General features: G+C 61.7%; 21 protein-coding genes. 11 read left to right on the top strand and 10 right to left on the bottom strand.

What is annotated here, in order from left to right:
• Positions 1–113: 113 nt before the first annotated feature.
• From ggt to I2H38_RS15985, 6 genes are all read left to right on the top strand, one after another.
• Positions 114–1,868, top strand: a complete 1,755-nt coding sequence (gene ggt, locus I2H38_RS16010; protein WP_196272860.1) for a gamma-glutamyltransferase — start codon at positions 114–116, stop codon at positions 1,866–1,868.
• Positions 1,869–1,933: 65 nt separating this feature from the next.
• Positions 1,934–2,995: a dTDP-glucose 4,6-dehydratase gene (rfbB, locus tag I2H38_RS16005; protein ID WP_196272859.1), complete on the top strand. Its 1,062-nt coding sequence runs from the start codon at positions 1,934–1,936 to the stop codon at positions 2,993–2,995.
• A 96-nt stretch (positions 2,996–3,091) separates the two neighbouring features.
• Positions 3,092–3,649, top strand: coding sequence for a dTDP-4-dehydrorhamnose 3,5-epimerase (gene rfbC, locus I2H38_RS16000; RefSeq protein WP_196272858.1), 558 nt, complete (start codon positions 3,092–3,094; stop codon positions 3,647–3,649).
• A 12-nt stretch (positions 3,650–3,661) separates the two neighbouring features.
• Positions 3,662–4,570: a dTDP-4-dehydrorhamnose reductase gene (rfbD, locus tag I2H38_RS15995; RefSeq protein WP_196272857.1), complete on the top strand. Its 909-nt coding sequence runs from the start codon at positions 3,662–3,664 to the stop codon at positions 4,568–4,570.
• A complete protein-coding gene (rfbA, locus tag I2H38_RS15990; protein ID WP_196272856.1) occupies positions 4,567–5,436 on the top strand; it encodes a glucose-1-phosphate thymidylyltransferase RfbA in 870 nt (289 codons plus the stop codon). Before rfbD ends, rfbA begins: the two co-directional genes overlap by 4 nt.
• A 59-nt stretch (positions 5,437–5,495) precedes the next feature.
• Positions 5,496–6,686: an O-succinylhomoserine sulfhydrylase gene (locus I2H38_RS15985; protein WP_196272855.1), complete on the top strand. Its 1,191-nt coding sequence runs from the start codon at positions 5,496–5,498 to the stop codon at positions 6,684–6,686.
• 1 nt (position 6,687) lies between these two features.
• On the opposite strand, the gene I2H38_RS15980 is transcribed toward I2H38_RS15985, so the two are convergent.
• The 3 genes from I2H38_RS15980 to I2H38_RS15970 form a co-directional block, all read right to left on the bottom strand.
• Entirely contained in the window at positions 6,688–7,938 is a 1,251-nt protein-coding gene (locus I2H38_RS15980) for a CynX/NimT family MFS transporter (protein ID WP_196272903.1), read from the bottom strand.
• Positions 7,939–8,180: 242 nt separating this feature from the next.
• Positions 8,181–8,732 (bottom strand): carboxymuconolactone decarboxylase family protein, encoded by a 552-nt coding sequence (locus I2H38_RS15975; RefSeq protein WP_196272854.1) that lies wholly within the window; start codon positions 8,730–8,732, stop codon positions 8,181–8,183.
• Positions 8,733–8,792: 60 nt separating this feature from the next.
• A complete protein-coding gene (locus I2H38_RS15970; RefSeq protein ID WP_196272853.1) occupies positions 8,793–9,347 on the bottom strand; it encodes a peroxiredoxin in 555 nt (184 codons plus the stop codon).
• Between the two features lie 200 nt (positions 9,348–9,547).
• Between I2H38_RS15970 and I2H38_RS15965 the strand changes: the two genes are divergently transcribed.
• A complete protein-coding gene (locus I2H38_RS15965; RefSeq protein WP_196272852.1) occupies positions 9,548–11,062 on the top strand; it encodes a DHA2 family efflux MFS transporter permease subunit in 1,515 nt (504 codons plus the stop codon).
• Positions 11,063–11,139: 77 nt separating this feature from the next.
• Here I2H38_RS15965 and I2H38_RS15960 read toward each other — a convergent pair whose 3' ends face one another.
• The 7 genes from I2H38_RS15960 to I2H38_RS15930 form a co-directional block, all read right to left on the bottom strand.
• Positions 11,140–11,559 carry a hypothetical protein gene (locus I2H38_RS15960; protein ID WP_196272851.1) on the bottom strand — a complete coding sequence of 140 codons (420 nt, stop codon included), beginning with the start codon at positions 11,557–11,559 and terminating at the stop codon, positions 11,140–11,142.
• A gap of 155 nt (positions 11,560–11,714) precedes the next feature.
• Positions 11,715–11,954, bottom strand: coding sequence for a BrnA antitoxin family protein (locus tag I2H38_RS15955; RefSeq protein ID WP_196272850.1), 240 nt, complete (start codon positions 11,952–11,954; stop codon positions 11,715–11,717).
• A gap of 429 nt (positions 11,955–12,383) precedes the next feature.
• Entirely contained in the window at positions 12,384–13,031 is a 648-nt protein-coding gene (maiA, locus tag I2H38_RS15950) for a maleylacetoacetate isomerase (RefSeq protein WP_196272849.1), read from the bottom strand.
• Positions 13,032–13,035: 4 nt separating this feature from the next.
• Positions 13,036–13,758, bottom strand: a complete 723-nt coding sequence (locus tag I2H38_RS15945; RefSeq protein WP_196272848.1) for a fumarylacetoacetate hydrolase family protein — start codon at positions 13,756–13,758, stop codon at positions 13,036–13,038.
• 14 nt (positions 13,759–13,772) lie between these two features.
• Positions 13,773–14,816, bottom strand: a complete 1,044-nt coding sequence (gene gtdA / locus I2H38_RS15940) for a gentisate 1,2-dioxygenase (protein WP_196272847.1) — start codon at positions 14,814–14,816, stop codon at positions 13,773–13,775.
• Between the two features lie 13 nt (positions 14,817–14,829).
• Positions 14,830–16,479, bottom strand: coding sequence for a benzoate-CoA ligase family protein (locus I2H38_RS15935; RefSeq protein WP_196272846.1), 1,650 nt, complete (start codon positions 16,477–16,479; stop codon positions 14,830–14,832).
• Between the two features lie 19 nt (positions 16,480–16,498).
• A complete protein-coding gene (locus tag I2H38_RS15930; RefSeq protein WP_196272902.1) occupies positions 16,499–17,641 on the bottom strand; it encodes an FAD-dependent monooxygenase in 1,143 nt (380 codons plus the stop codon).
• 96 nt (positions 17,642–17,737) lie between these two features.
• Between I2H38_RS15930 and I2H38_RS15925 the strand changes: the two genes are divergently transcribed.
• From I2H38_RS15925 to I2H38_RS15910, 4 genes are all read left to right on the top strand, one after another.
• Positions 17,738–18,136, top strand: coding sequence for an acyl-CoA thioesterase (locus I2H38_RS15925; protein WP_196272845.1), 399 nt, complete (start codon positions 17,738–17,740; stop codon positions 18,134–18,136).
• Positions 18,133–18,951 (top strand): IclR family transcriptional regulator, encoded by an 819-nt coding sequence (locus I2H38_RS15920; RefSeq protein ID WP_324617417.1) that lies wholly within the window; start codon positions 18,133–18,135, stop codon positions 18,949–18,951. Before I2H38_RS15925 ends, I2H38_RS15920 begins: the two co-directional genes overlap by 4 nt.
• A gap of 619 nt (positions 18,952–19,570) precedes the next feature.
• Positions 19,571–20,800 carry an amidohydrolase family protein gene (locus tag I2H38_RS15915; protein WP_196272843.1) on the top strand — a complete coding sequence of 410 codons (1,230 nt, stop codon included), beginning with the start codon at positions 19,571–19,573 and terminating at the stop codon, positions 20,798–20,800.
• 157 nt (positions 20,801–20,957) lie between these two features.
• Complete coding sequence (locus I2H38_RS15910) at positions 20,958–21,284, top strand: putative quinol monooxygenase (protein WP_196272842.1); 327 nt, start codon at positions 20,958–20,960, stop codon at positions 21,282–21,284.
• The last annotated feature ends 127 nt before the right edge of the window (positions 21,285–21,411 follow it).

Raw genomic sequence — 21,411 nt, 5'->3', positions numbered from 1 at the left:
ATTCCGAGCGCAAAAACCTCCCCGAATGAGTGTGGCGCGCGCGAAGGATCCTTTGTTAGGCTGGAGGCCCGCGTGGCTCCTTGCCGGGCGGCAAGACCAGAGGAAACAAAGACATGATCGTTCGAGGACCCCTATGGCGAAGCCTGATCGGGCTTGGCCTTCTGGCCGGCGCGCCCCTTTCAATTCCGGCTTTCGCACAACCTGTCGCGCCTTCACCGGAAGCCCCGACGGGCCGCACGGCAAAATCCACCAGCGTGGCGACCAAGGACATGGTCGCGGCAGCTAACCCCCTCGCCGCCCAGGCCGGCCGCGAAATTCTCGCCGCCGGAGGAAGTGCTGCGGATGCGGCGGTCGCCGTGCAGTTGGTTCTCAATCTGGTCGAGCCGCAAAGCTCCGGCATCGGCGGCGGTGCCTTCATGGTGTTCTGGGATGGAACGGCCATGACCACCCTCGACGGCCGCGAGAAAGCTCCCGCCGCGGCGAAGCCCGAACGCTTTCTCGGTCCCGATGGGAAGCCGATGAAATTCTACGATGCCGTCGTCGGCGGCCGCTCGGTCGGCGTTCCTGGGACAATCCGTCTCATCGAGATCGCCCATAAGAAGTGGGGCAAGCTGCCCTGGAAGCAGGTGATCGAACCCGCCATCCGTCTGGCCGAGAACGGCTTCACCATCTCGCCGCGCCTCAACGGGTTGCTCTCCCAAGAAAAGTATCTCCAGAACGATCCTTTGGCCCGCGCCTATTTTTATGACGCCGAGGGCAAGCCCAAGGCGGTCGGAACGGTGCTCAAGAACCCGGCCTTCGCTCAGACCCTGCGCGCCATCGCGGACAAGGGAGCGGATGCGTTCTACACGGGCGACATCGCCCAGGACATCGTGGCGACCGTCACCGGCCATGCGATCAATCCGGGCGACATGACCCTCGACGATCTCAAGAGCTACGTGGTCGAGGAACGACCGGCGGTCTGCGGTCCCTACCGAGTCTATAAAATCTGCGGCATGGGGCCGCCGAGCTCCGGCCAGATCGCCGTGCAGCAGATCCTGGGCGTGCTCGAGACCCAGGACATGGCCGCCATGAAGCCGGGTCCCGACGCGGTGCACTGGATTTCGGAAGCGGGCCGCCTCGCCTTCGCCGACCGGGGGCTTTATGTCGCCGACCCCGCTTTCGTCAGCGTGCCCGTCAAGGGCCTGACTGATCCCGGCTATCTCAAGAGCCGCGCGGCTCTGGTCGATCCGAACAAGTCCATGGGCAAGGCCAAGCCCGGCGAGCCGCCGTTCCAGAAAACCTTCCTCTGGGGTGCGTCGGACGGCATCGAATACGGCACGAGCCATATGTCGATCGTCGACCGCAACGGCAACGCGGTCTCGATGACCACGACCATCGAGGATGGGTTCGGCGCGCGGCTCATGACCAAGAGCGGCTTCCTGCTCAACAACGAGCTGACGGACTTCTCCTTCACGACCGTTGAAGACGGCAAGCCGGTGGCGAACCGGGTCGAAGCCAACAAGCGGCCCCGCAGCTCGATGGCACCGACCATCGTGCTCGACAACGGCAACAAGCTCTATGCGGTCGTCGGCTCGCCCGGCGGCAGCCTGATCATCAACTACGTGGCCAAGACCCTGGTCGGCATCCTCGATTGGAAGCTCGATCCGCAAGTCGCCGCCGACCTTCCCAATATCGGCAGCCGCAACGGCCCGACCGAATTGGAAGCCGGCACGGAGTCCGAAGCCTGGAAGGCGGCGCTTGAGGCCAAAGGCCACGACGTCAAGCTGATCGACCAGAATTCCGGCATTCACGCTATCGTCGTGACGCCCGCCGGCCTGATCGGCGGAGCGGACAGCCGCCGGGAAGGCGTTGCCATCGGCAACTAAAACCCGCATCACACTCCGGCCCTCCCTGGCCAGTCAGGGAGGGCGACCATTCGGGAAGAGGCGTCATGAAGCGGTTTCTTGTGACAGGCGGCGCGGGATTCATCGGCTCTGCGGTGGCCCGCATGCTCGTTCGCGACACGCCACACGAGGTGCTGGTCGTCGACAAGCTCACCTATGCGGGCAATCTCGATTCCCTGAAGCCCGTCGCCAACAACCCGCGCTATCGTTTCGAACAGGCCGATGTGGCCGATCTCGACCGGATGCGGTCCGTCATCGCTGAATATCAACCGGACGTCGTCATGCATCTGGCGGCGGAAAGCCATGTGGACCGCTCGATCGACGGGCCCGGCGAGTTCCTGCAGACGAATGTCATCGGCACCTATTCCATGCTCCAGGCGGCGCTGGCCTATTGGCGCGGCCTCTCGCCGGAGCGCCAGAAAGCCTTCCGCTTTCACCACATTTCCACCGACGAGGTCTTCGGCTCGTTGGGCGAGGAAGGGTTCTTCCACGAGGAATACCCTTATCAGCCGAGTTCGCCCTACTCCGCCTCGAAGGCGGCGTCCGACCATTTCGTGCGCGCCTGGCACCATACCTATGGTCTGCCAACGGTGGTCACGAACTGCTCCAACAATTACGGCCCCTATCACTTTCCGGAAAAGTTGATCCCGCTGATCATCCTCAACGCGCTGGAGGGCAAGCCCTTGCCCGTTTACGGCAAGGGAGAGAACGTGCGCGACTGGCTGTTCGTGGACGATCATGCCAGAGCCTTGATTCTCACCGCGGACCGAGGCCGCCCCGGCGAGACTTACGCCATCGGCGGGCACAACGAGCGCACGAACATCGACGTCGTGCGCGCCATCTGTACGCTCATCGATGAACTGGCTCCCGACCAATCCATTGGCTCCCGCGAAAACCTCATCACCTATGTGAGCGACCGGCCCGGGCACGACCTGCGCTATGCCATCGACGCCTCGAAGATCGAGCGCGATCTCGGCTGGCGCCCGGCCGAGACGTTCGAATCCGGCCTGCGCAAGACCGTGGAATGGTATCTGGCCAACCGCGATTGGTGGGAGCGGGTGCGCTCAGGCGTTTACCGCGGCGAGCGGCTGGGACAAGGGTTGGCGTAAGGGACTGGGATTGGGGTTGGGGATTGTGGCCTAAGCCCTATCTGTGGCAGTGGCATGTTATCGTGAAGCTCTTCCCTGCCGAGGAGAAAGCCCGCCGTGGTCGAAGTCGAACCAAGTGCCCTGCCTGACGTGAAGATCGTGCGGACCAAGGCTTTCGGGGATCAGCGCGGTTTCTTCACGGAGACCTATAACCGGCAGGCGTTTCGCGCGGTGGGGATCGAGGACGAATTCGTCCAGGACAACTTCTCTCTTTCAGCCGAAGCCGGCACCGTGCGCGGTCTCCATTTCCAGCTCGCGCCTTTCGCGCAGACGAAACTCGTGCGGGTCGGGCGCGGCCGCATTCTCGACGTCGCGGTCGATCTCAGACGCTCCTCGCCGACTTACGGCTGGCATGTGGCCGTGGAACTCTCGGCCGAGAACAGACTCCAGCTCCTCGTCCCCGTCGGCTTCGCGCACGGCTTCTGCACGCTCGAACCCAACACCGAGGTTCACTACAAGGTATCAGCGCATTATTCGGCCGCCCATGATCGGGGGCTCGCCTGGAACGACCCGGCGCTTGGTATCCCTTGGCCGGTCGATGCGGGGCGTGCCATCCTGTCGGACAAGGACACCAAGAATCCTTTGCTCGCCGATCTGCAGATCAGCTTCTCATAAGGTTCTCAGCCCGTGCGCATCATCGTCATCGGCAAAGAAGGTCAGGTGGCCCGCGCCCTTGCCGAGCGCGCTCCGGGCCACGGAGCGACGACAGTTCTGCTCGCGCGCCCCCTGCTCGATCTCGCCGATCCTTCGGGCATCGAGGACATTCTGTCGGAGACCGGCGGCGACGTGATCGTGAACGCGGCCGCCTACACCGCTGTCGATCAAGCCGAGGCCGAGCCCGAACTGGCCGACGCCATCAACGGCATCGGCGCGGGCGCGGTTGCCGGTGCGGCGGCCGCGATGAACGTGCCGATGATCCAGCTATCGACGGATTACGTGTTCGACGGCACCGCCACTCGCCCCTATCGTGAGGACGATGAAACGCATCCGTTGGGTGTTTATGGCCGTTCGAAGCTGTTGGGCGAGGAGGCCGTGGCCGCCGAGATGGCGAACTACGCGATCCTCCGGACAGCCTGGGTCTACAGCCCCTTCGGCAAGAACTTCGTGAAGACGATGCTGCGTCTCGCCCGCGAGCGCGACGAACTGGGCGTCGTCGCGGATCAGGTCGGTGCCCCGACCAGCGCCTTTGACATCGCGGACGGCGTCATCGCGGTCGCGCGCAACTTGATTGCGCGGCCCGAGGACAAGGGCCTGCGCGGCATCTTTCACATGACCGGAACAGGCTCCGCCAACTGGGCCGAGTTCGCTTCGGAGATCTTCGCGCAGTCCGCTCAGTTAGGCGGACCGAGCGCCCGCGTTCGGCCGATCAAGACCTCGGACTATCCCACGCCCGCACGGCGGCCCGCCAATTCTCAGCTCGATTGCACCAAGCTCGCGCGGGTTCATGGCATCAGGCTTCCGCCGTGGCGCGCCTCCCTCGAACCATGCGTCAAACGCCTCCTCGATGAGGCCCACGCCCAGGAGACCCATCGATGAAGGGCATCATTCTCGCGGGAGGCTCCGGCACGCGGCTTCATCCGATGACCTATGTCACGTCGAAGCAGCTTCTGCCGATCTACGACAAGCCGATGATTTATTACCCCCTCACCACGCTCATGCTGGCGGGCGTGCGGGATATCCTCGTCATCTCGACGCCGGACGACCTGCCCAAATTCAGGCAATTACTCGGAAGTGGCGAGCGTTGGGGTATCCGCCTGTCCTACATGGAGCAGCCGAAGCCGGAAGGTCTGGCGCAGGCCTATATCATCGGCGCGGAGTTCGTCGCCGGGGGCCCCTCGGTTCTGATCCTTGGCGACAACGTGTATTTTGGACACGGCCTGCCAGAACTCATGCGCGCGGCCCGCGCGCAAAAGACCGGCGCGACCGTCTTCGCCTATCACGTCACCGATCCCGAGCGGTACGGCGTCATCGAATTCAACAAGGATGACAAGGCCATCTCCATCGAGGAAAAGCCCGCGAAGCCGAAATCCAATTGGGCGGTGACGGGCCTCTACTTCTACGACAATCAGGTGGTCGAGATCGCGGCCGGCCTGAAGCCCTCGGCACGCGGCGAACTGGAAATCACGGACGTCAACCGCGCCTATCTGGAGCGCGGTCAACTCCAGGTGCAGCGGATGGGACGCGGCTTCGCCTGGCTCGACACGGGCACCCCGGACACCCTCGTCGAAGCGTCCGAGTTCGTCCGCGCGCTTGAAAAACGCCAGGGTTTCCGCATCGCCTGCCCGGAAGAAATCGCCTTCAGCCTGGGCTGGATTGACCGGGACCAATTGACCCGATTGGGACAGGAACTCTCCAAAAGCACCTATGGACAGTATCTTCTTCGCATTGCGCAGGGCGGTTGAGAAAAATTTTTGCGCGAAAAACGATTGTTCTTTTTAAAGAACGATTTTAAAAATGGCGCATGACCACATATCGACGCCCGGACTATCACCTTGAGACCCGCCTCGTTCACGAGGGCCAGGAGCGCACGCCTTTCGGCGAAACGTCGGAAGCCCTCTTTCTCACACAGGGCTTCGTGTATGAAAGCGCCGAGAGCGCCGAGCGGCGGTTCCTGAACGAGGAACCCGGCTACAGCTATACGCGCTATTCCAACCCGACGATCGCCGCTTTCGAGCAGCGGATTGCGTCGCTGGAGGGGGCACAAGCCGCCCGCGCCACGGCGACGGGGATGGCGGCCGTAACGGCGGCCATCGTCAGCCAGGTTCAAGCCGGCGACCATGTGGTCGCCGCCCGTGCCCTGTTCGGTTCCTGCCGCTGGGTGGTGGAGGATTTCCTGCCGCGCTTCGGCGTCGGCTGTACGCTCGTGGACGGTCCCGACCTCGACCAGTGGCGTCAGGCGATGCGGCCGGAAACCAAGGTTTGCCTGCTTGAAACGCCGTCCAACCCAAGCCTCGAGATCATCGACATCGCGGGCGTGGCGGAGATCGCCCATGCGGGGGGCGCGACGCTTACCGTCGATAACGTGTTCGCCACGCCGCTTTTCCAGAAGCCGCTCGAACTCGGCGCCGACATCGTCGTCTATTCTGCGACCAAGCACATCGACGGTCAGGGGCGATGTCTCGGCGGCGTGATCCTGTCCTCCACCGCATTCATTGAAGGTCCGCTGCAGCAATTTCTGCGCATGACGGGCCCTTCGATCTCCCCCTTCAATGCCTGGGTTCTTTTAAAAGGTCTGGAAACGCTCCCCTTGCGGGTGGCGCGTCAGACGGAAACCGCGGGCTTCCTCGCCGATTCCCTCTACAACCATCCGAAGGTCCGGCGGCTGACCTATCCCGGTCGCTCCGACCATCCCCAGGCCGAGCTGATCAAGCGCCAGATGAGCGGCGGCTCGACGATGATCGCGATCGAGGTCGAGGGCGGGAAGGACGCCGCGTTCCGGTTCATGAACGCGCTCAAGCTGGTCCATATCTCGAACAATCTCGGCGACGCGAAGAGCCTCGTTACGCATCCAGCCACCACGACGCATCAGCGTTTCTCGCCGGAATTGCGCGCCGAAATGGGCATTTTCGATGGGCTTGTCCGCCTCTCCGTCGGATTGGAGCATCAGCAGGACCTGCTGAACGATCTGACCGAGGCGCTGACCCGGGTCTGAGTCAGACGCCTTCTTTCTCGCCAACATGCCTGGCGCGGCCTGCCCCAAGGCCGCAAAGGGCCGCACCGAGACCGATCGCCAGGAACAGGATGGCCGTGGACCGGAAACTTCCGGTCCAGTCGCGCAGGAATCCGACGATAAGCGGGCCGCACGCGGCCAGCACATAGCCAACGCCCTGCGCCATGCCGGAGAGCTGGGCCGCCACGTGAGCATCCGGCGACCGCAGGATAATCAGCGTCATGGCGACTGCGATCAGGCCGCCTTGTCCCACACCCTGCACCATCGCCCAGATCCAGACCGTCGAGAGCGGGGCGAAGAGACAGCCCAAGAGGCCGATGACGGCGCAGACGACGAGCGCCACATTGATGAGCCGCTGATCACGCCCCCGAACGGCGATGGACGGCACCAGCAGGCACGCCGCCATCTGGACCAGAACCGACACCGACACGACGACCCCAGCCGTCACCGCGTCGAGCCCGCGTTCGCGCAGGATCGGCGCGAGCCAGCCGAAGACGCAATAGGCCAGGGCCGATTGAAGGCCCATGAAGAGCGTGACCTGCCAGGCGAGCTTGTCCCGCCAGAGACCGCTCACATGAGGCCCGACCCCGCGTGCATGCCCCTTCGAGAGCAGCGCCTGCGGGGCCCAAAGAAGAGTCACGACAACCACCGGGATTGCCCACGCCGCGAGAGCCAGAGGCCACGACCCGTTGAGGAGATGTTCGAGCGGAACGGTGAAGCCGGCAGCGCTCGCGGCACCCGCGCACAGGGCCATCGTGAAGAGCCCTGTCATCATCGCCGCATGGGTCGGGAAATCCCGCTTCACGAGGCCCGGCAGCAGGACATTGACGATGGCGATGCTCGCTCCCGCGAAGACTGAGCCGACCAAAAGCGCCGGTACGCTTGCAAGCCCACGCAGACCGGTTCCGAACGCAAGCAGCACCAGAACCGCAAGGATCGTGCGTTCCGCCCCGTATCGCCGGGCCAGAATGGGCGCTATGGGCGCGAAGAGCCCAAGGCACAGGACCGGCAACGTCGTCATCAAACTGGCGCTCGACGGCGACAGGCCCGTCGCCTGCATAATCTCAGGCAGAAGAACCGAGAGGCTGGAAAAGACAGGCCGAAGATTGAAAGCGATCAGAATGAGGCTGACGCCGAGTAGCACACGGCCAAGCTGGCCTTGGGCAACGGTCGGTTCCGGCGGTGGGGTGCTGTCGATTTCGGCATCGATCAGCTGCTCATCGGCGAGGTCCATCGCGACGTCGTGAGGGAAATGCGGGTCTGGATGGCGGATTTCAGTCACGATGCAAGCGGCCTGTCAGCGGGCGAAAATGCCCTGGCCGTTGCTTAGCGGCCTCCCAAAGACCCAGCCAGAGGCCGCGACGAATGGGAGGGTTGCTCCGGCGAGGGACAATCGCCCCCCTATTGTCGCGCTCCGTCGCGGGCGGACCAGGGCTTCGGGAAGGCCGCTTCCCCTCGCCCCGGCTTGTTCGCGCTCTACTCGGCGGCGTCGGCCATGGGCTGGAAGAACGCAGCCTCGCCGTCGAGGGTCGCTGCCACCGCGTGAACCGTCGCCGCAATCCGCACCGAGGACTGGACCTGTTCCTGCGTGAGGCCTGCGGAACGCACCACCTCTTCGTGGCTCTTCACGCACATCTCGCAGCCGTTGATGGCGGAAACCACCAGGGACCACAGCTCGAAATCCGCCTTGTCGATGCCCGGACGTCCGATGACGTTCATGCGCAGGCGGGCGGGCATGGTGGCGTAGTCGCCTCCGGCCATGTGGACGAAGCGGTAATAGATGTTGTTCATGCCCATGATCGAGGCCGCCGCCTTGGCGGCATTCAGGGCCTCGGGGCTGAGCTGCGGGCCGAACTCGGCCAGCACCATCCGCGTCACCTCCGCGTTGCGGGAGGCCAGCGCGGCGGCGATGAAGCAGCCGGCGCGTTGCTGCGTGGTCAGGCTCGGTTCGGTGGCAAGGGAACCCAGATTCAGCCTGATATCCTTGGCGTAATCAGGAATCCGATCTTTCAGCGCATCCAGCGACATGCGTTACATCCTTCAAACGAGAAAGGCCCGCGATCGGGGGATCGCGGGCCCGATAACCATTTACGCAGCGGGCTTCAGGTAATCGTCGCCCTTGTTCCAGTTGCACGGGCAGAGCTCGTCGCTCTGCAGGGCATCGAGAACGCGCATCACTTCAGCCGGGTTACGGCCGACCGACAGATCGTTGACCGAGACAAAGCGGATGATGCCGTCGGGATCGACGATGAACGTGGCGCGCAGGGCGACGCCCTCATTCTTGTCGAGGATGCCGCAAGCGGCGGACAATTCACGCTTGATGTCGGCGAGCATCGGAATCTCGAGGTTCTTCAGCTCGGCGTGGTTCAAGCGCCAGTTCACATGCACGAACTCGTTGTCCGTGGACACGCCGTAAATGACGCAATCGCGGTCCGCGAAGTCACGGGCCATCTTGCTGAACGCGACGATCTCGGTCGGGCAGACGAAGGTGAAGTCCTTCGGCCAGAAGAACACGACCTTCCATTGACCCGCATCCGACTCGTTGGAGATCTCGACGAAGGGATCCTTGAGGTTCAGGCCCTCGGGTCCGGCCTTCGCGGCTTTCAGCTTAAAATTCGGAAACGTATCGCCAACAGTCAGCATTCCATCACTCCTCAACGATCGGATGTCTCGGGCGCAGAGGCACCCTGTGCGAGGCTGTCTATGTCCGGCGCGGCTTGAGATGACAACCCACTTCTTCGCATTTGCACAATGCGTTGGCCGCGAAGCAATACCCCCGAAACAATGGTTCAGCCTTCGGCCGTTCCGCGTTAGCATAGGGGCCGAACGAGGAACGCCCTCTCATGGACCGTCCCTGTCCGGTCGAGGCCAGGTCTTATGTCATCTGGGCGGCGATTTTGGCCTCCAGCCTCGCCTTCATCGACGGCACGGTGATTACCGTCGCCATCCCTCGGATGCGCGAGAGCCTGGGCGCCTCACTTTCTCAGGTGCAGTGGATCACCAATGCCTACGCCCTCACCCTCTCCGCCCTGCTCCTGCTGGGCGGCGCGGCGGGCGATGCCTACGGGCTCAAGCGGATCTTCATGATTGGAATCGGTCTGTTCGGCCTCGCTTCCCTCTGGTGCGGTCTTGCCGGATCGGCGGACATGCTGATCGCTGCCCGCTCTGTGCAAGGGATTGGCGGGGCCCTGATGGTGCCCGGCTCGCTGGCGCTGATCAGCACCAACTTCCCCCCGGCCGAGCGTGGAAAGGCGATCGGAACCTGGGCGGCGGCCTCCGGCATCGCCGCAGCGCTCGGACCCATCCTCGGAGGCTGGCTGATCGATATCGGACCGTGGCAGGCGATCTTCTGGATCAACGTCCCGGTCGCCGCACTGGCCTTGTGGCTGTGTTGGCGGCACGTGCCCGCGAGGCCCGCCTCGGCGGATACCCGGATGGACTGGCCGGGGGCTGCTCTCGCCGTGACGGGTCTGGGAGCGCTGACCTACGGCCTGACGGCGCTCGGAGAGACGGCCGGCAATCAGGCGATCGCACCTCTCGCCACGCTCTCCGGCGCGGTGCTTCTCGTCGCGTTCGTCATGCATGAGAGACGAGCGGACGCCCCGATGATGCCCCTCGATCTTTTTCATGTCCGAGCGTTTGCTTCCGTCAACGCGTTGACGCTCCTGCTCTACTTCGCCCTGGCCGGGGCCCTGTTCTTTCTTCCCACCACGCTCATCGAGGCGCACGGTTACTCGGCGGCTGAAGCCGGCTCCGTGTTCCTGCCTTTCACCGTGGTGATGGCCCTGCTCTCCCGATCGGGCGGCGTGCTGGCGGATCGGTTCGGCGCCCGGATTCTCCTGACCGTGGGACCCATTCTGACGGGAATCAGTTTCGCGCTGCTCATCCCCGCCGTCGCGAACGGCAGCTACTGGTCCGCCATCGTTCCCGTCATGCTGCTCATGGGGTTTGGGATGGGCATCACCGTCGCGCCCCTCTCGACGACGGTGATGAACGCCGTCTCGACCGAGCGAGCAGGCGTTGCGTCGGGCATCAACAACGCGATCTCACGCGTCGCTGGCCTCATCGCGGTCGCGGGCCTCGGCGCCATCGCGACAATCGGCTTCCAAGCCTCTGCGATGTCTGCCGACATGCGAACAAAAGCGCTTTTCGCGCAGGCGACCTTCGGGGCACCCCTGCCTGTTCCAACCTCATTCGACAGTGGATTCATCGCATCGCTGCCGACACTTTACGCACGGGCGATGATCGGTGGATTTGGCCTGGTCGCTCTCATCTGCTCTTTAGCAGCGATCTTGAGCGCTTATTTCGGCTATCGATCCGCCCTTCCGCCATCCGCGTCGGCAACCGATCTCGACTGACATCTGAGCTGGCGGGATGGCCCGCCAGATCGATTGCGAAATGCGAGGAAACAGACAGCCGCTCTCGCAAACTGTTTTCAAGCCTGAGCCGCATGCCCCTGATGAATGGCGAGATCGACACCGACAGAGGCGGCCGCGAGCTGGTTCTTCTCAAGCGTCTCTGAGAACCTAAACCCCTTTTCGATCAGGCGGTTTGTGTATTGTTTGTTGTAGAGGAAGCTCACGATCAGCTGCCAGAGCCCCATGGTCACGAGCGAGAACAGGAGATGGAGAGCGGCCACTCCGAGCTCGCCTCTGATCAACGGCACCCAAAAGCCGAACAGCAAGTAGGTCCAGGAATACCCATAAAAGCCCGACTTGAGCTGTCCGGTGACATGGTTCTTCATCATGATGCGCTTCGCGCCGACGCCGCAAAGCTTCAGGACGATGGGAAGGACGATTGGAAGCACGATGAAGATCAGAACGATAGCCCCGTGCCAGATCGATGCCTCGCCCATTCCATTGCCCCTTAAATGAGTTTGTTGCTGCACGTCACCGTTGGCATTTCGCGTCAACTTACGCAACGGAAGAGACGGTTCTTGTCGATCGGATCAACAATTACCGGGAAATTTGCCAGCGCCTCACGGCACGACCGGCCCCAGTCGGAGAAAGCCTACTTCCCGGCGGCCTTCCTCAGGGCCTCGTTGATCCTGTCCTGCCAGCCCGGCCCATCCTCCTGAAAGTAATCGAGAACGTCGCGATCAATACGCAAGGACACCATCTCCTTTGCGCCCGGAATAGACGGCGCCTTCGGCGCTGGTTCCGCAGGCTTGGTCGTCACTTTTTTGAACGCGGCTTCCGCTGCTTTGAGCGGATCGGTTGTCGAGCGGGTTCTATAGGGCGGCTTGGACATCGCTAGCTCCAGGGTCAATGCGATTGCTGTGAGGCGTGACGAGAACCTTAGGCGCTGAACGGCCAGCACCGAGGATGAAATATGCCTGGCTCGTGGCATGCGCCAATCGGCAAGTCCATTTCAACGCCTACCGCGCAAGCGCTGTACCAGTTCAGATTAAATGAGGCCGAACGGCGTCGTCAAATGGACGACCTGCGGTCACGGAGGCCACGGGTCGACGGAAAAAATTCCAATTGCATCGTGATCAAAGAGGAGAACCGCTCGCCTCACCGGGAAAGCGGTGGCGGGTGAGGATGACGGGCGTCTGCAACTCCGCTGTGCACGCACCGGGTCGCCTCCTCGTGAATTGACGGAGGCTTCGTCGCGCCCGATTCCGCCCGTATGTCTCATGACCTATGTCAATTCAGTGCGGCCGCCTGGGTTACTCAGTTACTCCGCATCGGGTTGATGGCGAGGGGCGGCCCCTTGGAAGGCCGGGAGAGCCATGCAGGTCTCGTAAATACGTCGGATCGTCGGATAGGCGGTCATGTCGACATCGAACCGGGCATTATTTGCAACCTGCGCGACGAGACACAGATCGGCGATGGTAACGTCGTTGCCGTGGCAGAACGCGCCGGTTTCCGGCTCTTGCGCCAGTCGGTGCTCGAGTGTCCCGAAGGTCTCGCCGACCCAAAGGCGAAACCACTCGGCAACGGCGTCATCGTCCGCACCGAAGCGGGTGCGGAGCACATCGAGAACGCGCAGATTATTGATAGGGTGGATATCCATCGCGATCATCTGGGCGAGCGAACGGACACGGGCACGATGAGCGGGATGGCGCGGCAGCAGCGGCGGCTCGGGAATAGCCTCGTCCAGGAACTCGATAATGGCGAGGGATTGCGTGTAGACGCTCCCATCGGTCCATGTGAGGGCCGGCACGAGACCTTGCGGGTTGATCGCCCGATATTCCGTCCCCTTCTGTTCGCCTTTCCGCAGATGGTAGGCACGGTACTCGTACTCGACACCCTTGAGAGCGAGCGCAACGCGCACGCGAAAGGATGTCGAGCTCCGGAAGTAGTTGTGAAGGATCGGGGTCATCGCCTCAGGCAACCTTTCGCCCGGCGGCCCGCGACCCTGCTTCGATGGTGATCGCGATCTCGCCCAACCCATCGATACCGCCGGTCACCGTATCCCCTGGGAGAATCGCCCCGACCCCGGCAGGCGTGCCAGTGTAAATCAGATCGCCCGGCTTCAACTTCATGGAGCGCGAGAGAATGGACACGATGTCGGCGACCGGCCAGATCAGTTCCGAAACATCGGCGTCCTGCCTGATCTCACCGTTGACTGCCAACCAGATACGCCCCGTAGCCGGATGTCCGACGGATTGCGCCCTGTGGATCGGCGCGCAAGGAGCGGACTGATCGAACGCTTTGCCCCAGTCCCACGGCCGTCCTTTGTCCCGCGCCTCGAGCTGGAGGTCCCGGCGCGTGAGGTCTATCCCGACCGCGTATCCGTAAACCAGATCGAGCGCTTTCTCGACAGGAACATTCTCTCCCGCAGTTCCGATCGCCACAACGAGCTCGATCTCGTAGTGGAAGTTCGATGTTTCCGGCGGATACGGAATCTTCGCGCCGTTATCGACGACAGCGTCGGAAGGCTTCGTGAAAAAGAAGGGGGGTTCCCGTTCCGGATCCTTACCCATCTCTCGTGCGTGTGCCGCATAATTTCGCCCGACGCAGAAGATCCGCCGAATGGGGAAGCGTCCCTCTTCGCCATGCACGGCGACCGACGGGACCTCCGCCGGAGTAAAGATAAAACGGGTCATTGATCGATCTCTTTTCAAACGTTGCCGCGATCTTCGCGGAACAGGTCGAGTTTTTCCTGCACGGGCCGGTCGGAGTAGCTGAACATGACGGCCTCCTCATCGGCCTCGTGCGTCACCCATTGCCAGCTCGGCACGATGAAGATGTCCTTCGGTCCCCACTCGAAGACCTTGTCGCCGACGCGCGTCCGGCCGCGTCCCTCGATGGGCACGAAGACGGTTGCATCGGTGGAGCGGTACCGCGATGTCGAGAAGCCTTTCGGCAGAAGCTGAATGAAGGTGCCAATGGTCGGCATGGCATAGTCGCCCGTTACCGGATTGGTGTAGCGCAACTTCAGGCCGTGGCACGGATCCCACTCGTCCTGACGCTTGGCGACCTCAAGGGCCTCGCGGGTGTGTTGATAGGGATAGTTGAACACGGGCGAAGTTTTGGATGCGCGCTTCAATCCCACGGGCAGGAGGTTGTGACCGTATCTTGCGAACGAATCCCCGGCCGCACGCTTGATCGGTTGCTCGTCTTCATCAAGACCTTCGGCAAACGATGCGTCGAAGAACTGAACCAGCGGAATGTCGAGACCATCGAGCCAGAACATCGGCTCGGATGAGGAGTTCCCGTGATCATGCCATGTGAAGGACGGCGTGATGACGAAGTCGCCCGGCTCCATCACGGTTCGCTCGCCGTCGACAGCCGTATGCGCGCCCTTTCCCTCCAGAACGAACCTAAGGGCGGACTGGCTATGACGGTGGGCGGGAGCGACCTCACCCGGCTGCACCAATTGAACGCCGGCATACAGCGACGTGGTGATCTTGGACTGGCCGCGCAGTCCGGGATTCTCCAAGATCAGGACGCGACGCTCAGCTTCCTTCGCCGTAATCAGAGCTCCGGCTTCGAGCATATAATCCCGAATGGCATCGAAGCGCCAGAGAGACGGCTGGCAAGCGCTTCGAGGTTCCGGGGTGATCAAAGCGCCCATGACATTCCAGAGCGCCGACATGTTCTGCTGGTCGATCTTGTTGTAGAACGCAAGGCGCTCAGGAGTTTGCTGCACATTCGGTTCCATAAGAAAATTCTTTCTATGCCGTGCGGGAAACGTGGCCGGATTTCAGGAGGCTTTGGCGGTCTATTTTTCCGGTGCCCGTCTTCGGCAGCTCCTTCAGGAACTCGATGGCACGCGGATATTTGTATGGAAGGAGCTTCGACTTGACGAAATCCTGCAAAAGACGCGTCGTCTGTTCGTGCTCGATGCTCTGATCGTTGACGACGACGAACGCCTTCAAAGTCATGCGGCGATCGGGAAGCTCGATGGCGAGAACCGCGCACTCCCTGACGGCAGGATGGTCCGCAAGACAGAGCTCAACTTCGAGCGGGTAAACCCACTGGCCCGATATCTTCACGAGATCGTCGGCTCTGCCACGGAAGAAGTAAAAGCCGTCGGCATCGCAAATGAACCGATCGCCGGTATAGATCCACCCGCCATCGCGTATGGTCTCGGCCGTTTTATCGGCACGGTTCCAATAAGATGGCGTGTTGGAGTCGCCTCTGACCCAGAGGATTCCTTCCTCGCCTGCCAAAACCGCCCGACCCTCCTTGTCCTTGAGAGTCACCTCATACCCCGGCACGCGGCAACCGGCGGCGCCGAGCTTTTTGGTTGAGGCCGTGTTCGACAGGTAGATGTGGAGCACTTCGGTCGATCCAAGACCTTCGATGATCTCGCGGCCGGTCAGGGCCTTCCAATCATTGAAGACTTCGGCGGAGAGAATTTCTGCGGCGGACACGGCGAGTCTCAGGCTCGAAAAATCGGCAGTGCCCGCGTCCGGAGCCTTGGTGAGTGCGGTGTACAACGTCGGCAATCCGAAGAAGACCGTCGGTCGGTACCTGTTGATCGTCTCAAAGATTGCAGAGGGCTTCGGTTGCCCCGGCAGCAGAACGCTTGTCGCTCCGACAGAAAACGGAAACGTCAGGGAGTTACCGAGACCATACGCGAAAAAGATCTTGGGAACCGAAAAGCACACATCGTCGGCAGACAGTTCTAGGATGTGGCGTGAATAGCTTTCGGCCGTGTAGGCCAGGTCGTGCTGCAGATGCACGATACCCTTCGGTCGTCCCGTCGATCCGGATGAGTACATCCAGAACGCCATGTCGTCGCGATGCGTGTCTGCCGGCGCAAGTGTGCGCGGGAAACTTTCGACCCAGGATGCCGCGGCAATGGTTTTCACGGGGCATCCACCGGGAGCATCGCCATTGACGACGACGAGCGTCTCCAGGTTGGTGCCGGCGCACGCCACCGCGTCAAACCGATCGGCGAATGCCGCATCCGATACCGCCACCCTCGTGCCGGAATCCGACAGATAGAATTGCAGGAGGTCAGAAGGTGTAAGCGTGTTGATCAAGAGAGGCACAAGGCCCGCGCGGAGTGCACCGAAGAAGACCGCCGGGTATGCGGGTGTGTCCTCCAGAAAGAGAAGTACGCGGTCGCCCAGGCCAAGGCCCAGAGACAGGAGAGCGTGCCCGAACTGGGAAGCCTCGGAACAGAGTTCAGCGTAGGTCCGCTCACCGGCAGGCCCCGTGACTGCCAGGCGCTCTCCCCTCCCCTTGTCGAGATTGTCGAACAAGAGTCGAGACGCGTTGTAGCGCTCCGGAATTCTAAAGCCGATCTCGCGTGCCCCAGGGGTTTCTCGCGGAACGGGATCGACGCAGCGTGCTTGTGCTGGCGCGTTTGGCATCGAGGCCTCCAGGGTTTGGTTATTCTGCTGCGGCTGTCGGGCAGGCAGCGTCGTATTGCGCCATGAAACGGGGCGACATCATCCTCAATCGTTCGTTATCGATGCGGCCCGACCGCGTGATGTAGCTGTGTGCGAAATCGAGCGGAGAAAGATGGAGATGCTTCGGGAAATTCTCATACCAGGCAGCGCTCGTCTTGGAGGCGTTGACGAGCTTTTCGACGATCGGACGGCGAACAGCTTCGTAGCGCTCAAGGCCCGCACGCAAGTTATTCGGTTCGTCCTCAAGGGCCTTCACGAGGGCGACGACATCCTCCAGCGCCAGCCGCGTTCCTGAGCCGATGGAAAAATGAGCCGTGTGGAGCGCGTCGCCAACAAGCACCATGTTGCGGAACGACCAGCGATCATTCCAAAGCCATGGAAAGTTGCGCCACAAGGACTTGTTGGAAACCAGTGCCTGCCCGTCGAGCGCATCCGAGAAAACGTTTTCGCAAAACGCGCGAGAGTCCTCCTGGGACATCTCAGCGAAACCGGCGCGCAGCCAGGTGGCGCGGTCACATTCGACAATGAATGTGCTCATTGTCGGCGAATAGCGATAATGATGAGCATTGAACGTCCCGACGTCGGTCGTCACGAACGTTTGCGTCAACGTGTCGAAGCGTTTGGTGGTGCCGTACCAGACAAATTTGTTGTCGAGGTAGGACAGGGACGTCTTGAAATCGCCTTCGAACGTCCTGCGAACCAGGGAATTCAGGCCGTCTGCAGCAACGATCAGGTCGAAGCCGTCAAGCTCGTCCACCGATCGCACAATGGCGTTGTATCGCGGCTCGATTCCGACAGAACAAACGCGTTCCTGCAGGAGCAAAAGAAGCTCCAGTCGTCCGATTGCTGAGAAGCCTACCCCATCGATGGCAATGCGCTCGCCCTCATGGACAAGAGTGATGTCTTGCCACGTCTCCATTCGCGGAGCGACAAGATCCACCGTCTCCGGGTCGTCAGCCCTCAGGAAGTCCAGGGCGCGATCAGAGAAGACAACCCCGAAGCCGAAGGTCGCGTCGGCAGGATTCTGCTCGAACAACGTGATTTCGGCTTCCGGATGACGCTTTTTCCAAAGGTAGGAGAAGTAAAGGCCCGCGGGCCCTCCCCCAAGAACCGCTATTCGCACCGGCACGCCCTCCCCAGGACGACTTGTTTTGCTCATGATACAATAGATTTCATCAGGTGCAAGTGCTATCGTGAAAGGGTGTTACGGAGATCCGAGATGTTTGAGAGCAGCGTGACTGTGGAATGGGGCGACTGCGACGAGGCCGGAATCGTCTTCTATCCCAATTACTTTTATTGGTTCGATTGCACGTTCCAGCGCTTCCTGCGGTCGCGCGGACTGAGCCAGCGTGAGCTCAAGCGGCTCTTCGGCGCCGTTACGCCGATTGTCGATACCGGGGCCAAGTTCAGAGGCCCCGTCCGGTATGATGATCATCTCGATATCGTCGCGGCCATTGATTTGTGGGACGAGAAGCGATTCAAAGTGGCCTATCGGCTGAGCGTGGGCGGCACACCTGTCGCCGAGGGATTTGAGGTGCGAGCATGGGCGGCATTGGGCGAGGACGGCCGGTTGAAGGGAAAGCCCGTCAACGCAGACTTCAAAAAAATGATGATGTGAAGCAGGTCGCTCATGAAGAGAGCGACGATGGCGCACCGGAAGGCAACGCAAGAGGCGGCATTCAGGCCCTTGATGCCGCCCTCACGTTGCTCCGGGCCCTGGCCGTCTTTCCCGATGCGGTCAGCCTCACGGACCTCGCCCGTGCGGCAAACATGCCCGCAAGCAAGGCGCATCGATACCTTGCGAGTTTCGTTCACGCGGGCCTGGTTGTGCAGCGCGAACGATCCGGGCGCTATGACCTCGGCCCTAGCGCTGCGGAAATCGGCCTCGCGGCGCTCGGGCGGAATGACTTCGTCAACCGTTCAGCCGATGGACTTGAAGAACTCAGCAGCGCCACGGGCTTGACCGCTCTCCTGACTGTTTGGGGGAACCAAGGCGCCACCGTCGTGAGATGGGAGCGCACAACAAGTTTCACCATCACGTCCCTTGGCCTTGGAAGCACGCTGCCGCTTCTGAGCTCCGCCAGCGGCAGAGTCTTTCTCGCTTTCATGCCCCGCCGTCTCACTGCCGCGCGTCTGAGATTGGAGGTCGAGCGTGCACTCGAAGCAGGAATAAGCTGGCCTGATCTCGACCCGACGCCGGAGAGCATCGACCGACTCATCGCGCAAGTCCGGACCGATCGCGTGGCGCAAGTGGACGGGCGCTTCATTCCCGGCCTGAAGGCCATCTCGGCCCCCGTGACCAACTGGCAGGGCGATGCGGAAGTCGCCGTAACGCTGATCGGGACGCGCGACGACATGCTCGCCGTTGACGGCAGCGTGCGCCGTCAACTTCTCGACTACACCAGTCGGCTCTCGATCCCGCAAGAGGTTTGACTCCAGCCTCGCGAACCGAGCGAGGCTGCGCCGACACGCTCGCTTCGTTCTTCGATTGAGGCCGGCCTCTCTGTAACGCTGCGCCCCCACGCGGGGAACGTTATCGATTGCGATCCTGCGCTCACCGTGTCTCCCCAGGGCTGGTCGAGTCGTTCCCGCTGCACTGCGTCAGTCCGGAGCGCCGACTGTTGTCCCGGCCACTGCGCTGAATAATCCGCAGCCAGATTCCGTTTCCCCTCCTCCCCCTTTTCGCGCCCCCCTGCCGCGCCGGACGCGCGCCTTGACCGTAACATTATTTTATGGAAACTTTCTAAAAATTTCCAAAAAAGGCAGCACTCGAAGAACCAACTTCGATTGATCGCCTGATGTCCCAGGGGAGGGAACAATGTGCATCTTGTGCGGACCAAATCCGGCAGAACGTCAATATTTCGCGGCAGGAGGGTTGAATCGGCAGAGCCGCCGATCACACCGCCCTCTTATGGCTTCGGGAGCGGGCGGATCATCCTCGCGGATGGCGGGTATGCCGTCCGCCAGAACTCCAATTAGCGCTTCGAGCCGAGTGAACCGGCAGGCGCCGCAAGGGAAATCGTTTCTGATCCGTGAGGCCTATGTTGCAAGCATGGATGCAACCATCGGCCATCTTGAGGTCGCCGATGTCCTCGTTGTCGGCGACAAGATTGCAGCTGTGGGCGTCAACCTCCAGGCGGATGCCGATCTGATCATCGACGGCAAGGGAAAGGTCGTGCTTCCCGGCTTCATCGACACCCACACGCACATGTGGAATGCCCTGTGGCGCAACCTGGAGCTTGATTATCTCACGCTGACCGAAAAGGTCAGCCCACATTACCGTCCGGAAGACTCCTACAACGCGGTACGGATGTGCGCTTTGGAAATGCTCAATTCGGGCATTACGACCGCTCATGCCTGGGAGCACAATGTCCTCTCGCCCCTGCATGCCGACGCGGAGTTGCAGGCGCTGACGGATCTTGGGATCCGCGCTCGTTACTCCTACGGTTATCACCATCACCTGCCGAATGAGCAGATAGCGGATCTCCCCGACATTCTGCGCGCTCGCCGCGAGTGGGCAAGCGATCTCATCACGGTTGGCTATGCATCGCGTGTCAATGACAATGACGGCACGGGACCGTGCGGTTGGCCGAGCGCGATTGCTGAGGTGCGCGAGAAAGAGTGGGAGTTCGCCAGGCGCGAGCAGCTGCCGATCACGCACCATGTCACGTATCTGACATCGCAACCCGACGCATACTATGAAGTCGCCGGCCCCGACCTTCTCATGATCCATGGGTACCATTGGGGCGAGGAGGTATGGCGGCGGCTGGCCGACCAAGGCGTGGCGATGAGCATGTCTCCGTACACGTCGATCTGGTACAAGTCGCTCCCTCCGTTCAAAGCGATGGCCTCGGCAGGTGTGATCACGAGCCTCTCGTTCGACTCGGTCAAGATCTCAGGCGCCGCCGACAACTTCCGATCCATGTTGATCGCCAAGCTCATGGACAATTTCTCGGGCGGGGAGATCACAAACAAGGATCTCCTGCATGCGGCAACTTTGGGCGGCGCAAAAGCACTCGGAATTGACGGCATTACAGGGTCCGTCACACCGGGCAAGCGTGCGGATCTGATGGTCGTCGATATGCGCGCCCTCAACATGAGCCCGCGCGGCTCGGTCGAGCAGGCGCTCATTCATTCCGCCGGGCCCCAGAACGTCGAATACGTCACGGTCGATGGAAAGTTTGCGAAGTTCGAGGGGCAGCTCCTGGTCGCTGATCCTGAACAGGTCGTGCACCAAGCGGAAGCTTCCCTGTCTCATCTGCTGCAGGCAAGCGGCCTCTAATCCCCCTTACAAAGGGATACCGGTTGCCCTTTGCGCGATGCGCGTCGGGGAAATCCGTCTCTCTCTGGAATCGCAGGGCTCTGTCCAACAGAGCCCTGCTGCATGCGGAGCTTGAATTGGCATCCTCCGCATAATTCAAACCTGAAGGAAAAGTGAAATGTCACTCGAAGGCGTCGGGACTCTCGTCTTGTTGAAAGCTCGCCCAGGCGCAGGGGATCAGCTTCTAGCGTATCTCGAGCAGAAGACGCGATATGTCGACATGGAGAAGGACACGACCGTGTTCCTGGTCTCGCGTCGAAGCGACGATCCCGATACCGTTTATCTCTTTGAAGCCTATCAGACGGCGCAAGCTCAAGACGCTCATCGGAGCAACCCGAGCACGGCCGAGGTCAAGCAAGGCCTTGGACCCTATCTGGCGGAGCCCCCACAGGTTCTCCGGTTGCAAGCGGTTTCAGGAAAGGGTTTGTTCGGCGCGCTCTCTTAAGAGAGTCCGTCGCTGCAGAGCGAGGCTCGGGGGCTTACCGATTGACGATGTAGCCTCCTGACGCGCCCCCTGCCGCCGGACGCGCGCGGCCAAGCCAAAATCTTGCAAAGATAAAATCTGGGTCTGA

Origin of the sequence: Microvirga alba (assembly GCF_015694465.1) — a bacterium.
In the GTDB taxonomy this organism is placed as follows: Bacteria; Pseudomonadota; Alphaproteobacteria; order Rhizobiales; family Beijerinckiaceae; genus Microvirga; species Microvirga alba.
The sequence above is the reverse complement of the archived record's forward strand: the minus strand, read 5'-3'. Positions and strand labels throughout refer to the sequence as shown.